Raw genomic sequence first — 15,817 nt, forward strand, 5'->3', positions numbered from 1 at the left:
GATGCAACAAAATAGTAAAAAGATCAGTAATGGTGTAATGCTCAATGTTTATCCAGATAGTATTGGAGAAAAATTTAATGACACCATAGCCATGCTAAAAATGGCAGAGTTTAAAGATGTATTTTCTTTAATATACGTGTTGCCTACCTTTTTTAATAGTGATTTAGATAGAGGTTTTTCTATTATTGATTATGATATAAATAAAGATTTAGTAGATATAAAAGATTTAAAGGACTTGGATGAGCTCCAGATAAAGTTGAAATTTGATATTGTGTTAAATCATCTTTCTGTGGCTTCTCCTCAGTTTAAAGACATGCTGCAACACGGTAAACAATCTAAATTTAAAGATTTTTTTATCAATTGGAATGAGTTCTGGGAGGGAAATGGAGTGAAAAATGAAGATGGAATTGTAATTCCAAAACCAGAGTTTCTCAATAAATTATTCATGAGAAAGTCCGGGTTGCCCATATTGAAAGTCCGTTTTCCGGATGGTACAGAACAGCCTTATTGGAATACTTTTTATCAGCAAATAACCTATAATCCGATTACTGTAGCAGATTTACAAAATGTAAAAGGATTAACAGACGAGCAAAGTTTATTTGTTGTTGCTGTAATTAATACCGCAATTAAGGAGAATCAAGATTTTACGACCATTGATTTTGAAGATTGTACTCCTTTGAAATCAGAATTTTTACAAATTGTAGAACAAAAACGTTCCTATTTGGGACAAATGGATGTCAATGCTGCATCATCTTTAGTATGGGATTTTTATGAGGAGACACTAAAGAAATTAAATGGTTATGGTTGCAATATCCTTCGATTAGATGCTTTTGCCTATTTGCATAAACAAGTAGGGGAGTCCAATTTTTTTAATAAACCCGGAACTTGGGAATATTTAGAGCGTATTAAGAAAATAGCCCAACAAAATAATTTGATGCTATTGCCAGAAATTCACGCAGAATATGGTTTGCATTTACATGATGAGGTAGCCAATGAAGGATATTATATCTATGACTTTTTCTTACCAGGTTTAACGATACATACTATCGAAAATAAAACTAGTAAAGCCCTGTTAAGTTGGGCTAAGGAAATTATTGCTAAAGGATATAAAACAGTAAACATGCTTGGTTGCCATGACGGAATACCTGTTCTAGATTTGAAAGGTAAGGAGGTAAATGGTGTTTATAATAAAGGATTGTTAGAAGATGCCGAGATAGAAAGTATCATGAATAAAATCATGGAACGTGGTGGTCGTGTAAAGAATCTGTACGATCCTTCAGGGAATAAAATTTCTTATTATCAAATAAATGCTACATTCTTTAGTGCACTAGGTGAAGACGAACAAAAGTTACTCCTTGCAAGAGTCATTCAAATGTTTATGCCAGGAATACCGCAGGTTTGGTATTTAGATATTTTTGCAGGTAAAAACAATTATGAAGCTGCAGATAATGGTGGTAGTGCCGGACATAAAGAAATTAATCGTACCTCGTTGACAATGAAGGATATTTCGCAAGGGCTTAAAACGGAAGTTGTAAATAAACAATTAGAAATTATGCACTTAAGAAATACTTCAAATGCGTTTTCAGGTCAGGTTGAAATAAATGATGCTGTAGATGCTATTATAGATATCAAATGGGTGAACGGTAACACAGTTGCGCACCTAAAGGCAAATCTTGAAACCAATGGTTTTACAATTGACCATACGGTAAATGGAATGACAAGCACTATGGGTTTCTAAATTTCATACTATAATGGAAGAATTAGGCCTGTTAAAATATCAAAATAAAAATAGTGACGCGTGAAAGGATTTAAAATCTTAATTGTTTAAATGATTAAAAAATAAAATATGAAGAACATCACCATTAAGCTCGCATTATTTATCAATTATTTTGTTTTCGCAGCCCTTTTGAATAGTGTGGGATTGTTGATTCAAAAGTCTCAAAATATGTATGGTGTTTCTGAGGTACAAGCAAGTGTTTTGGAACCTGCCAAAGATTTAACCATTGCATTTGTTGCTTTTTTGATAGGTTCATTGCTTCCTAAGTTAGGTTATAAAAAAGGAATGTTAATCAGTTTGGCTGTAGTTTTTACAGGGTGTTTTGTGATGTATTTTGGGGATTCGTTTTGGAGTGTCATCGTGCTATTTGCTTGTACAGGGTTTTCGTTTGCGATAATCAAAGTGTCTGTTATGGCTTTAATAGGTGTAGTTACCGATACTGAAAAACAGCATAAGGCCTTTATGAGTTATATCGAAAGTGTTTTTATGTTAGGGATTGTGTTTGCCTATGTGATTTTTCCAATGTTTTATAGTGAAACCGATCCGAAAGCTTGGCTCAATGTTTACTTGGTTTTAGCGGGATTGATAGCCCTTGTTTTTGTTTTTATTTTAACCTCAAAATTTAATTTGCCCAAAGTAGAAAACCCTAAATCTTTTCAAGAAGATTTTAAAGATATGTTGGGTTTGTTGAAAAGACCTTTGATTTTGCTTTTTGCTGTTTTTGCTTTTATGTATGTGATGACCGAACAGGGAATAATGTCTTGGTTACCTACTTTTAATCAAAAAGTATTGCATCTTAACGAAAGATTAGCGGGTCAGATGGCCGTGATTTTAATGCTCTCTATTGCCTTTGGGCGTTTTGTTTCGGGGATAATTGTCAAGAGAATTCACTGGTATGTTTTTTTGACTATTTGTTTATTTGCGGCCGCGAGTTTAGTTGTCTTTGTTCTGCCAATGGCTTCTGGAATTGAGATTAGGGAGATTAATATGTTATCCGAAGTTCCATTAATAGGATTTGTGTTTCCATTGATTGGTTTGTTTTTGGCCCCCATTTATCCAATAGTAAATTCAACAATTATAAGTGCTACTGAGAAAAATTTTCATGGAGCTGTTGCTGGTTTACTTACTTTTTTCTCCGCAATTGGAGGAACTTGCGGATCGGTAATTATTGGATATTTATTCCAAAAAATTGGAGGAAGTAAAGCGTTCTATTTTTCGCTAATTCCTCTGACAGTTCTAGTTGTTGTTCTCTTTTTTATTAATAAAATAACTAAAAAAAATGAAGTTCTTACTTAAAGTCGACCAAGTGTTTGAAGCGCTGTTGCTTCAAGAAGATACGGATTATGATAAAAAAATTACCAAAGATGATTTAGGGCCAAAAATATTTGTGTTGGTAGATGAAAATACCAAAGAAAAGCAAATTATTGAAGGGACTTATCATTTGTCAAATTTACTACAAGAATTGGCTTTGCTAAAAGAAAATGGAGAAGTGTTAGGAGAAGTAGATTTGGATTATATCCAAGAAAATCCTGTGGAAAGAATTTCCAGGAAAATCAAAGAAGATTATTGGGACGAACTGACTCGGACTATTGATAAAAAAGGGTTGAAGCTAATTATTGAAGATGTAAAAACTTCCAATGAATTAGCCACTCTATATGTTTCTGAAAAAGATTCTCAAGGTGTTGCTTATTTTAAAGAATTAGAAAAGGAGTTGGAAAACTTCGAAGTGATCGTTATGCCTTCAGTTATTTCTGAAGATTATGTAGCAACATTAGATCATAAGCCAGGGATTTTAGCTTTAGCCTTACAGAAAAAAGTTTACAGTTTACAGGGAGTTCCTTTTGTGGTGCCAGGGGGAAGATTCAATGAAATGTACGGCTGGGATAGTTATTTTATTGGAGTTGGATTATTGATTGACAGAAAGTTAGATAAGGCAATTGCTATAGCCGAGAATTTTAAATATCAAATCCTGCATTACGGAAAAATCTTAAATGCCAATCGCAGTTATTACCTCACCAGAACACAGCCGCCTTTGTATTCTTCACTACTGGTCGCTATTGTTAAAGAGGGTAATGTCAGTCAAGAATGGTTGCAAAGCCATCTGGAAACCGTGATTTTAGAGTACAATACGGTTTGGATGGTACAAGGAAATAGGTTGACACCAACAGGCTTGAGTCGATATAAAGCGGATGGTATAGGAATGCCTTTTGAGGTGGAACCAGGTCATTTTGATGATGTATTAGAACCGTATGCAATTAAATATAATTTGCCAATCAGAGAATTCGAAAAACAATATTTGGCCAGAACGATTACCGATCCAGAATTGGATTTGTATTTTGTACACGATCGAAGTATGCGTGAAAGCGGTCACGATACAACCAATCGCTTAATTAATACGTGTGCCAATTTGAATTCAGTTGATGTCAATAGTTTTTTATACAAATATGAAAAAGACATCGAAAGTTTAATCAGTGATTATTTTGAAGGTTCATTTACTGTTGAAAAGGTAACATATACTCCAAGTGAATGGGCTAAGAAGGCCGAGTTCAGAAAAGAGAAGATGAATGAATTGTGTTGGAATGAAAATGCAAGCATGTATTTTGATTACGATTTTGTAAACAAAAAACAATTTCCATTTGAAGCAGCGACGACATTCTTTCCTCTTTGGGCGGGATTATGTGACGAACATCAAGCTCAAAAGTTAGTAGAAAACGCTTTGCCTCTTTTTATAAAAATGGGTGGAATTACAGGAAGTACCCAAAACAGTTGGTTAGAATCGGATCCAAATGCTCCACAACGACAATGGGATTACCCTTTCGGTTGGGCGCCTCATCAAATGTTGTTATGGGAAGGATTACTGAAATATGATTATAAAGATAAAGCTCAGGAAATGGTTTATCGTTGGCTTTGGTTAATTACAAAAAATGCCGTAGAATACAACGGAACTATTCCGGAAAAGTTTGATTTAGAGACTAGTTCGCATAAAGTTTTTGCCGAATATGGAAATGTGGGAACTGAGTTTGATTACATTGCAAAAGAAGGTTTTGGTTGGGTAAATGCATCGTATCAGTATGGCTTGCAAATTTTGGATGGTGAATTAATAGACGAATTGAATCGATTGACATCTCCAGACGAATTGTTTTAGTAAATAAAATTTATTGCTTTTTTTACTTTTTGTATATGATTTTTTTCTAAATTTAGCTTTCTAAAATTTATCTATTATGACTGTAAATCAAATACTAAGCACAAAAGGAAGAGAGGTTTATTCTATTGTTTCGACCATTACCGTTTTCGAGGCGTTGAGAGTAATGGGGGAGAAAAACATAGGAGCTATTCTTGTAATTGAAGATGGAGCTTTAAAAGGAATTCTATCAGAAAGAGATTATGCTAGAAAAATTGTTTTAAAAGATAAGTCTTCAAAGAAAACACCTGTTAGCGAAATCATGGAGAATGATGTGGTGACTGTTAAACCATCCGATAATTTAGATTATTGTATGGAATTAATGAGTAAAAGAAGAATCAGACATTTACCAGTGATTGAAAATGGAGAGATAATTGGACTTGTTTCAATTGGTGATGTCGTAAAATCAATAATAGAAATTCAAAAAGAAACCATAAAACATTTGGATTCCTACATTTCACAATAACAGTTAGTTAAAAATACTTTTAAGTAGCTACATCATGTGTAGCTATTTTTTTTGGTTATAAATTATCTTAAATCTTAATAAAAGAGAGAGATATAGGCTTCGGTTTTAAAGGAAGTCCGTTACCTTTGTGAATTAGAAAAAAAAATAAAAATGGATAAGAACAGTAAAAGAAGAGAAGCGTTATTGTACCACGCCAAACCTACTCCAGGTAAAATCCAAGTAGTCCCTACCAAAAAATATGCAACACAAAGAGATTTGTCTTTGGCCTATTCTCCAGGTGTTGCAGAACCGTGTTTGGAAATCGCAAAAGACATTAATAATGTTTATAAATATACCGCTAAAGGGAATTTAGTGGCTGTTATCACAAATGGAACCGCCGTTTTGGGACTTGGTAACATTGGACCAGAAGCTTCAAAACCAGTAATGGAGGGAAAAGGTCTGTTGTTTAAAATATTTTCTGATATTGATGTGTTTGATATCGAAATTGGAACCGAAAATGTTGAAGAATTTATCCAGACAGTAAAGAATATTGCGCCCACTTTTGGGGGAATCAATCTTGAAGATATTAAAGCGCCGGAATCGTTTGAAATCGAGCGCAGACTAGTTGAAGAACTGAATATTCCTGTAATGCACGACGATCAGCATGGAACAGCAATTATATCTTCAGCAGCTTTAATTAATGCATTGGAATTGGCCGATAAAAAAGCAGAAGATGTAAAAATGGTCGTGTCTGGTGCAGGATCTGCAGCTATTGCTTGTGCCGATTTGTATGTTTTATTGGGAGTAAAAAGAGAGAATATTTTAATGTTCAACAGTAAAGGTCTTTTGACGAAAGATAATCCTGCTTTGTCTGAATTGCAATTGAAATATGCTGTAGAAGGAGCTTCTCTTACCCTTGAAGAAGCACTGACAGGGGCCGATATTTTCTTGGGATTATCAACTGCAAATGTGATGACGCCCCAAATGTTATTGGCAATGGCAGATAATCCTATTGTTTTTGCCATGGCAAATCCAGATCCTGAAATTGCATACAATCTCGCTATTTCAACACGCAAAGATGTTATTATGGCAACGGGACGTTCAGATCATCCTAACCAAGTAAATAATGTACTTGGATTTCCATATATTTTTAGAGGAGCACTTGATGTTCGTGCCACAAAGATCAATGAGGCTATGAAAATGGCCGCAGTAAAAGCACTTGCAGCACTTGCCAAAGAAAATGTTCCAGAACAGGTAAATATTGCTTACGGTGCTACTAAATTGGTTTTTGGTAGGGAATATATCATTCCTAAACCTTTTGACCCTAGATTAATTGCTGTTGTTGCACCAGCTGTAGCTAAAGCTGCAATGGAATCTGGTGTGGCATTGAATCCAATTACAGATTGGGAAAAGTATGAGGAAGAACTTTTGAATCGTTTGGGGAATGACAATAAAATGATTCGAATGATTACCAACAGAGCCAAAACTGATCCTAAGAGAGTTGTTTTTGCGGAAGCGGAACAATTGGATGTTTTAAAAGCTGCTCAAATTGTTTATGAAGAAGGTATCGGGTTCCCAATTTTATTAGGGAATAAAGAAATCATATTGGAATTAAAGGAAGAACTTGGTTTTGATGCTGATGTTCAAATTATAGATCCAAAACTTGACGAAGAACAAGATAGAAGAACAAGATATGCTGTTGAATTATGGGAATCCAGAAAAAGAAATGGAATTTCACTTTTTGATGCTGAAAAGTTCATGAGAGAGCGAAATTATTTCGCTGCAATGATGGTGAATACTGGTGAAGCCGATGCTTTAGTTTCTGGACATTCTAGAAGTTATCCTTCGGTTGTGAAACCAATGTTGCAAATAATAGGCAAAGCCCCAAATGTTTCTTTGGTGGCTACCACAAATATTATGATGACTAATCGCGGTCCGATGTTTTTATCGGATACGGCGATAAATATAGATCCAACTGCCGAAGAATTGGCTAAAATTGCTGTAATGACTGCCAATACGGCAAAAATGTTTGGAGTTGAACCTGTGATTGCGATGGTGTCTTATTCAAATTTTGGATCTTCTGTAAATAAAAGCGCTTCAAAAGTGAAAGAAGCGGTAGCTTATTTACATGAAAATCATCCAGATATTATCGTTGATGGAGAACTTCAAGCTGATTTTGCTTTGAATCCAGATATGTTATCTGCCAAATTCCCTTTTTCAAAACTAGCAGGGAAGAAGGTAAATACCTTAGTTTTTCCAAACTTGGAATCGGCCAATATTACTTATAAACTCTTGAAAGAGTTGAACAAAGTTGGTTCAATTGGACCAATTATGATGGGAATGAAAAACCCTGTCCATGTTTTCCAATTGGGTGCCAGTGTTGAAGAAATGGTAAATATGGCTGCAATTGCAGTAATTGATGCACAAGAAAAAAGTATGAGATTAAAAGGGAAATAAATTTAAATACCCATAGATTAAAATTTGAGATTTTAAGATTAAAATGTAACGTGTTGGTTTATACATAAAAGTGTACTCCATTAAACGCAATACAATTGTCTTTTAATCTCAAATTTTATTATATTTGAACAGATAATTTATTTTATGATAGCACATTTACAAGGAAAATTAGTGGAAAAGACACCTACAGATGTTGTGATAGACTGTAGTGGAGTTGGTTATCACGTAAATATATCTTTGCACACTTATTCATTACTGCCCAATACCGATTTTGTAAAACTTTATACCTATCTTCAAATAAAGGAAGATGCCCATACTTTGTTCGGTTTTGTAGAGAAATCTGAAAGAGAAATTTTTAAAATGTTGCTTTCGGTATCTGGAATTGGAGCCAGTATTGCACGAACAATGCTTTCTTCTTTGGAACCCAAGCAAATTATTAATGCCATAGCGTCGGGAGATGTAGTTACCATTCAAAAAATAAAAGGAATTGGTAGCAAGACGGCTCAAAGGGTAATTCTTGATTTAAAAGAAAAAGTGTTAAAATTATATGATTTAGATGAAGTTTCAATGTCATTGAGCAATACAAATAAAGATGAGGCGTTATCTGCTCTAGAAGTTCTTGGTTTTGTTCGAAAAACATCTGAAAAAATCATTGAAAAAATTGTAAAAGAAGATCCAGAGGCTACTGTGGAGGCTATAATTAAAAAAGCTTTAAAAAATTTATAAGAGGATAATAGAGGCCTAATCGATATGCATAAAATTTACATTTTTTTGCTGGTATTATTTTGTGGTTTTGTATCGCAGGCTCAAGTGCAAGGTGTTGTTCAGGATACCATAAAAAAAGGATACGATGTTGGTGAGGTTCAGATGGCAAATCCTCAAAGCATTTTGTCTGCATACACCTATGATCCAGTTACGGATACTTATGTCTATACCAATTCTATAGACGATTTCAATATCAATTACCCTATTGTTTTAACTCCTGCCGAGTATGAAAAGTTGATGCTAAAGGAATCAATGAATGATTATTTTGGTAAAAAGTTGGATGCTATTGATGGAAAAAAAGAAGGAAGTGATGCAGCCAAAAAGGATTTACTGCCTCGATATTATATAAAATCTGGACTTTTTGAATCCGTTTTTGGAAGTAATACCATTGACGTAAAACCTACTGGATCTATCGAGATCGATTTGGGACTATTGTATACCAAACAAGATAATCCGGCTTTCTCTCCTCGCAATAGAACGAACACCTCATTCGATTTTAATCAAAGGATAAGTATGAGTTTGTTAGGAAAAGTGGGGACAAGACTGCAGGTTAATGCCAATTTTGACACCCAATCTACCTTTGCTTTTCAAAATTTATTAAAATTAGAATATACTCCAGCTGACGATGACATTGTTCGTAAAATTGAAGTCGGGAATGTTAGTATGCCCTTAAACAGTACTTTGATTCAAGGAGCTCAGAGTTTATTTGGTGTAAAAACGGAATTGCAGTTTGGTAAAACAACGGTTACGGGAGTTTTTTCAGAACAAAAATCGCAAGCCAAAAGCGTAATTGCCCAAGGTGGAGGAACGATTCAGGAATTTGAAATGTATGGTTTGGATTATGACAATGATCGCCACTTCTTCTTGTCTCAATATTTCAGGGATAAATATGATGCTTCATTAAAGAATTACCCTTTTATTGATTCAAGGGTTCAAATAACAAGGCTGGAAGTTTGGATTACAAACAAACAAAACCGAGTAAACACAACCAGTAATAATTTAAGAAATATTATAGCGCTTCAGGATTTAGGTGAGGCACAAATAACGGGGTTGCCGGATAATAAAGTAGTAGTGCTGAATCCTTCTACAGGAATGTTTGTCAAACCAATTGATTCTCCATCAGATAATACCAACAACCTTTATGACCCCGCTTTAATCAAGACGAACACAGGTTATTTGAATGATAATATTCGTGAAATAGTAACCGCAAGTTCTGGGTTTTCGCCTACTATCACCGTTAGTGAGGGGCAAGATTATTCAAAATTAGAAAATGCCAGAAAGTTATTGTCGAATGAGTATACTTTTAATCCTCAGTTGGGATATATCTCCTTGCAACAACGATTAGGGAACGATGAGATTTTGGCAGTAGCATACCAATATTCAATTGGAGACAAAGTTTATCAAGTAGGTGAGTTCGGTAATGATGGCGTTGAAGCTACTGTAGTGGGAGGAAATCAGCCGTCCAATCAAACGATTGTTTCTCAGACTTTAATTCTGAAAATGTTAAAAAGTAGTTTGACAAATGTATCAAACCCAGTTTGGAATTTGATGATGAAAAATATTTATCAAATACAAGGCGCCTATCAATTACAGCAGGAAGATTTTAGGTTGAATATTTTATATAAAAATCCATCAGCATTAAATTATATAACTCCTGTTGATGGAAGTCCTTTTCCAGCCAATCCAACTCCTGAAAATACGGTAGAAAACACCACTTTGTTGAAAGTGCTTAATGTAGACAAATTGAATTATAACAATGATCCACAAGCAGGAGGTGATGGTTTTTTTGATTTTATTCCAGGTCTAACCGTGGATCAACAGAATGGTAGAATCATTTTTACGAGCAAAGAACCTTTTGGTGAGTTATTGTTTTCTAAACTGAAAAATCAAGGCTCGACCGAAGATTACAATGATATAAATACCTATAACGAGAATCAAAAAAAGTATGTAAATCCATATATGTACAGGGTTACCCAAGCAGGAGCGATTCAAAACCCAGAAGTGAATAAGTTTCTTTTGCGAGGAAAATATAAATCTGTAGGCGGAGAAGGAATTCCGATTGGAGCATTTAATGTCCCTTTGGGGTCCGTGAAAGTTACTGCTGCCGGAAGGGTTTTGGTTGAAGGTGTTGATTATAGTGTCAATTATCAATTGGGTAGAGTTCAGATTTTAGATCCATCTTTACAGGCGTCAAATACGCCAATTGAAATTTCATTGGAAAACAACTCTGTTTTTGGACAACAAACCAGAAGATTTTTTGGGGTGAATGTCGATCATTTAATATCCGAAAATTTTATGGTTGGGGCTACTTTCTTAAATATGAAAGAGAAACCGTTCACACAAAAATCAAGTTATGGTCAAGAATCTGTAAATAACAGTATTTTTGGATTGCACGGGAATTTTTCATCGCAAGTTCCATTTTTCACTCGTTTGGTTAATAAATTACCGAACATAGATACTGATGTTCCTTCCAATATTTCAGTGAGTGGAGAGTTTGCTTATTTGATGCCAAACGCTTCTAAAGGAGATCAATTTCAGGGCGAATCTACTATTTATGTTGATGATTTTGAAAGCTCTCAGTCTTCAATCGATTTGCGCTCTCCTTATGCCTGGACCATGTCATCTACTCCAGAGAACAATACAACCAGTCCTTACAATTTTAATGGAAATTTAAATGGGTTGGATTATGGTTTCAAAAGGGCCAAATTAGCATGGTATTCTATAGATCCTGTTTTTTATACTTCAAAACCTTCAGGAATAACAAATGATGATTTGTCTTTGAATACTACAAGGAGGGTTTATAGTGAAGAATTGTATCCATTGACAGATATTGTTCAAGGTCAGTCGCTTGTGGTTAGTACGTTGGACATGAGTTATTATCCAAAAGATAGAGGACCTTATAATAATTCATCTACGGTAGCTGATAATCCTAATGAAAATTTTGGAGGAATTGTGAGATCGTTAAGTTCTACCAATTTTGAGCAAAGTAACGTAGAATATATTCAGTTTTGGGTTATGGATCCTTATGTGGGTGCGGGAAGTGTGCCAAAATCTAATACGGGAAAAGTCTATTTCAATCTTGGAGAAATTTCTGAGGATGTTTTGAAAGATGGTAGAAAAGTATATGAGAACGGTTTTGGTCCCGATCAAGTTGTAGTGAATCCTCCTCCTGTTTGGGGAAATGCGCCAGCCTCCCAATCATTAATTTATGCTTTTGACAATAATGAGGGCAACCGTACCAACCAAGATATCGGATTAGATGGACTTGCTTCCGCTGAAGAGGCAAAAGTATATTCTAATTATGCTTCTGAACCCGATCCAGCTGGTGATGATTACATTTACTATTTAAATACCACTGGAGGCGTATTAGACCGTTATAGAAATTACAACGGAGTTGATGGGAATTCAAATGTTAACATTAGTTCGGCTAACAGGGGTTCTTCAACAGTTCCTGATGTGGAAGATGTGAATAGGGATAATACAATGAACACCATTAATGCTTATTATGAATACAGCATTGATATGAAACCGGATATGCAAGTTGGACAAAACTATATTGCAGATGTAAGAAATACAACAGTTACTTTGCCAAACGGCAGTTCGACCGAAGCAAGATGGATTCAGTTTAAAATTCCGATTTCCCAACCAGAAAATACTATTGGAAAAATTTCAGATTTTAGATCCATTCGATTCATGAGAATGTTTATGACGAAATTTACTGATCAAGTTACTTTGCGTTTCGGAGCATTGGATTTGATAAGAGGAGAATGGAGACGCTATACACAAGCATTAGATTTTAATGATTTGAATGTAGATGATGATGGAACTGTTTATGAAACAGCTTCTGTGAATATTGAAGAGAATTCCAGTAGATGTCCTATAAATTATGTGAGTCCGCCAAGTGTGAAAAGAGAACAGTTGTATAATAATAATACTGTTATCAATCAGGATGAGCAGTCCTTATCGATGAAAGTTTCCGGAAAAGGGCTTGAGCCTTTGGATGGGCGTGGGGCTTTCAAAAATTTCAATATCGATATGCGTCAATATAATAAACTTAAAATGTTTTTGCATGCCGAATCTCTGCCAGATGAAATCGCTTTGCAAGACAATCAAATGGTTGCTTTTTTGCGTTTTGGGGCGGATTACTCGAATGATTTTTATCAAGTAGAAATTCCCTTGAAAGTTACAGTGGCTTCTGCTTCTGGTGGAAAAGATTGCCCGCCATTGAGTGCAGATTTAGTTTGGCCATCAGATAACGAAATAGATTTGTCGTTGGAATTATTGACCCAATTAAAGCTTAAATCGTTAAAGATAGATAAGTCAACTTTGCCTGCAGATGGTATTTATTATTCCGATGACGATCCAAATGAAACTAATGGTGATGGAAATAGCAAGCTACGTTTAGGAATCAAGGGAAATCCCAATTTAGGTTTGATTCGAAATATAATGCTTGGTTTAAAAAGCAATGAACTTCATCAAGATATAAAAGGAGAAGTATGGTTCAATGAACTTCGTTTGGCTGACATGGACAATAAAGGCGGTATTGCAGCTTTGTTAAACGTAGATACTAACTTTGCCGATTTGGCAACGGTTTCATTGACAGGTAATGTCAAAAATTTTGGTTTTGGTACTATTGAACAAGGGCCTAATGAAAGAAGTAGAGAAGATATTCAGCAGTATAATGTAGTGACCAATATTAATTTAGGAAAGTTTTTGCCTAAAAAATGGGGGGTTAATGTGCCTTTTAATTATTCTATTGGAGAAGAAATTATTAAACCTGAATACGATCCGTTTTATGAAGATATCAAGCTAAAACAAGTTTTGGATGATGCCGATACTGCGGCCGAAAGAAAAAGTAAATTGGATCAGGCAATCGATTACACCAAACGTAAAAGCATCAATTTGATAGGAGTGCGAAAAGAAAGAAGCGCCGAAAAGAAACCCATGCCATATGATGCCGAAAACTTCACTTTTTCGCAATATTATAATGAAGTAGAGCGCCACGATTTCGAAGTTGAAAAGAATGTGGATCAGCAATCAAGAACCACAGTTGATTATGCTTTTGCTTTTAAACCAAAACCGGTTGAGCCTTTTCAAAAAACTAAGTTCATGAAGAAAAGCACCTATTGGAAGTTTTTGAGTGATCTTAATTTTAATTATTTACCTTCAAATGTTACTTTTAATACCAATGTGGTAAGACAAAGTAATGAGCAACAATTTAGACAAGTGGAAGATATAGGTATTGGTTTTGAACCATTGTATAGAAGAAATTTTGGCTTTAATTACCAATATGGTTTTAATTTTAATTTGACAAAATCATTAAAAATAAATTATACGGCAGCTTCGAGAAACTTAGTAAAGAATTATTTGGATGCCAATGATCAGCCTATGAATGATGTTACGATTTGGGATGGTTATTTCGATACGGGAACTGCCAATTACCACATGCAACAGTTCATTTTAAACTATGAAATTCCTTTTGATAAGATTCCTTTTTTAAGTTTTATAAAGGCTAATTATTCATATACGGGTGATTACAGTTGGCAGCAAGCTTCTGAGGCATTGAGTAATATTGAAATTGGAGGAGAATTTTATGATTTGGGTAATACGGTGCAAAATGCCAAATCAACTAATTTTAATTCCACATTCAATATGGAAACCTTGTATAAATATATAGGGATTTCCAAAAGCTCAGGTAGTAAGCCAAAGCCTGTTGTAGCTCCTAAGCCTGGTGAAAAAATCGTAAAAACAGATCCATTAAAAAAGATTAACCAAAATCAGTTTATAGATGGATTGAAAGGGATATTGACGAGTGTAAAAAGTATCAATCTTAGTTTTACTGAGAATCAAGGAACTGTTCTTCCGGGATATATTCCTAGTGTTGGTTTCTTTGGATCTTCAAAACCGACTTTGGGCTTTGTTTTTGGTAGTCAAAATGATGTGCGATATGAGGCAGCCAAAAGAGGTTGGCTGACCACTTATCAGGAGTTTAATCAAAATTATACGACTGTCAATAATCAGATCTTTAAAGGTTCTGCCAATTTGGAATTAACTCCGGATTTAAAGATAGATTTACTGGGAGACCGTTCCTATTCCGAGAATTTTTCAGAACAGTATGACGTGGGTGCTGATGGAGGTTACAATCCAAGGTCTCCTTATAGTTTTGGTATTTTCTCAATTTCGACAGTATTGATAGGGACTTCTTTTTCTACCAGTAATGAAATTCGATCTACGGCTTTTGATGAGTTCAGAAAGAATAGGCTTATTGTAGCTAATAGATTGGCTACCGAAAGAGGAATAGATATTAATAATCCGGCCAGTCTTGACTCGAAAGGGTATCCAATTGGTTATTCCAGTTCTAATCAAGCCGTTTTATTGCCCGCATTTTTGGCTGCTTATTCAGGGACAAGTGCCGATCATGTTTCTTTTGATATTTTTAAGAGTTTTCCATTGCCGAACTGGGCTATTAAATACACTGGATTGATGCGATATGAGTTTTTCAAGAAGACATTTAAGCGTTTTTCTTTGCAGCAAAACTATAGAGCATCTTATACGGTAAATTCATTCAGATCTAATTTTAATTATACAAATAATCCAAATGGTGTTGATGATAGCGGGAATTTTTATAATCCTACTATTATGTCAAATGTTACTCTGGTAGAACAGTTTAATCCGTTATTGAAAATTGATTTTGAATTGAAAAACTCTTTCAAATTATTGACACAAATTAATAAGGATAGAGCATTGTCCATGAGTTTTGATAATAATTTATTGACGGAAGTTCATGGAATTGAATATGTGGTAGGTTTAGGTTATCGAATAAAAGATGTTATTTTCTCTTCCACCTTGGCGGATAATCCGATGGGGATTATAAAAAGTGATATTAACATCAAAGTCGATTTGACTTATAGAGATAACCAGACGATTGTTCGTTATTTGGATTATGATAACAATCAGTTGGGTGGTGGGCAAAATATATGGACATTGAATACTACAGCCGATTATTCTTTGAGCAAAAACTTGACCATAATCTTTTATTATAACCACTCTTTTTCTAAACCGGTTATTTCAACTTCGTTTCCACTAACAAATATTAGTTCCGGATTTACTTTCCGTTATAGTTTTGGAAATTAATTTTTGAAAATCTAAACCGTAATTGTACATAAGATTGTTACATTTGTACAAAAAAATA

At 34.7% G+C, this 15,817-nt stretch carries 7 protein-coding genes; all 7 read left to right on the forward strand.

Annotated elements, in window-relative coordinates; genetic code table 11:
* The first annotated feature begins 1 nt into the window (after position 1).
* Positions 2–1,738, forward strand: a complete 1,737-nt coding sequence (locus tag HQN62_RS04785) for an alpha-amylase family protein (protein WP_173503511.1) — start codon at positions 2–4, stop codon at positions 1,736–1,738.
* A 108-nt stretch (positions 1,739–1,846) separates the two neighbouring features.
* Positions 1,847–3,073 carry an MFS transporter gene (locus tag HQN62_RS04790; protein WP_173503512.1) on the forward strand — a complete coding sequence of 409 codons (1,227 nt, stop codon included), beginning with the start codon at positions 1,847–1,849 and terminating at the stop codon, positions 3,071–3,073.
* The gene (locus HQN62_RS04795) at positions 3,057–4,922 is read left to right on the forward strand and encodes a trehalase family glycosidase (RefSeq protein WP_173503513.1); all 1,866 of its coding nucleotides are present in this window, start codon (positions 3,057–3,059) and stop codon (positions 4,920–4,922) included. The genes HQN62_RS04790 and HQN62_RS04795 overlap by 17 nt, the downstream gene beginning before the upstream one ends.
* A 76-nt stretch (positions 4,923–4,998) precedes the next feature.
* On the forward strand, positions 4,999–5,424 hold the full coding sequence (locus HQN62_RS04800; protein WP_116796191.1) for a CBS domain-containing protein: 426 nt from the start codon (positions 4,999–5,001) through the stop codon (positions 5,422–5,424).
* Between the two features lie 150 nt (positions 5,425–5,574).
* Positions 5,575–7,860 carry an NADP-dependent malic enzyme gene (locus tag HQN62_RS04805; protein WP_173503514.1) on the forward strand — a complete coding sequence of 762 codons (2,286 nt, stop codon included), beginning with the start codon at positions 5,575–5,577 and terminating at the stop codon, positions 7,858–7,860.
* 144 nt (positions 7,861–8,004) lie between these two features.
* Positions 8,005–8,586: a Holliday junction branch migration protein RuvA gene (gene ruvA / locus HQN62_RS04810; RefSeq protein WP_116796189.1), complete on the forward strand. Its 582-nt coding sequence runs from the start codon at positions 8,005–8,007 to the stop codon at positions 8,584–8,586.
* A gap of 24 nt (positions 8,587–8,610) precedes the next feature.
* The gene (gene sov / locus HQN62_RS04815; RefSeq protein WP_173503515.1) at positions 8,611–15,759 is read left to right on the forward strand and encodes a T9SS outer membrane translocon Sov/SprA; all 7,149 of its coding nucleotides are present in this window, start codon (positions 8,611–8,613) and stop codon (positions 15,757–15,759) included.
* Positions 15,760–15,817: the final 58 nt, after the last annotated feature.

Origin of the sequence: Flavobacterium sp. M31R6, from assembly GCF_013284035.1 — a bacterium.
In the GTDB taxonomy this organism is placed as follows: domain Bacteria; phylum Bacteroidota; class Bacteroidia; order Flavobacteriales; family Flavobacteriaceae; genus Flavobacterium.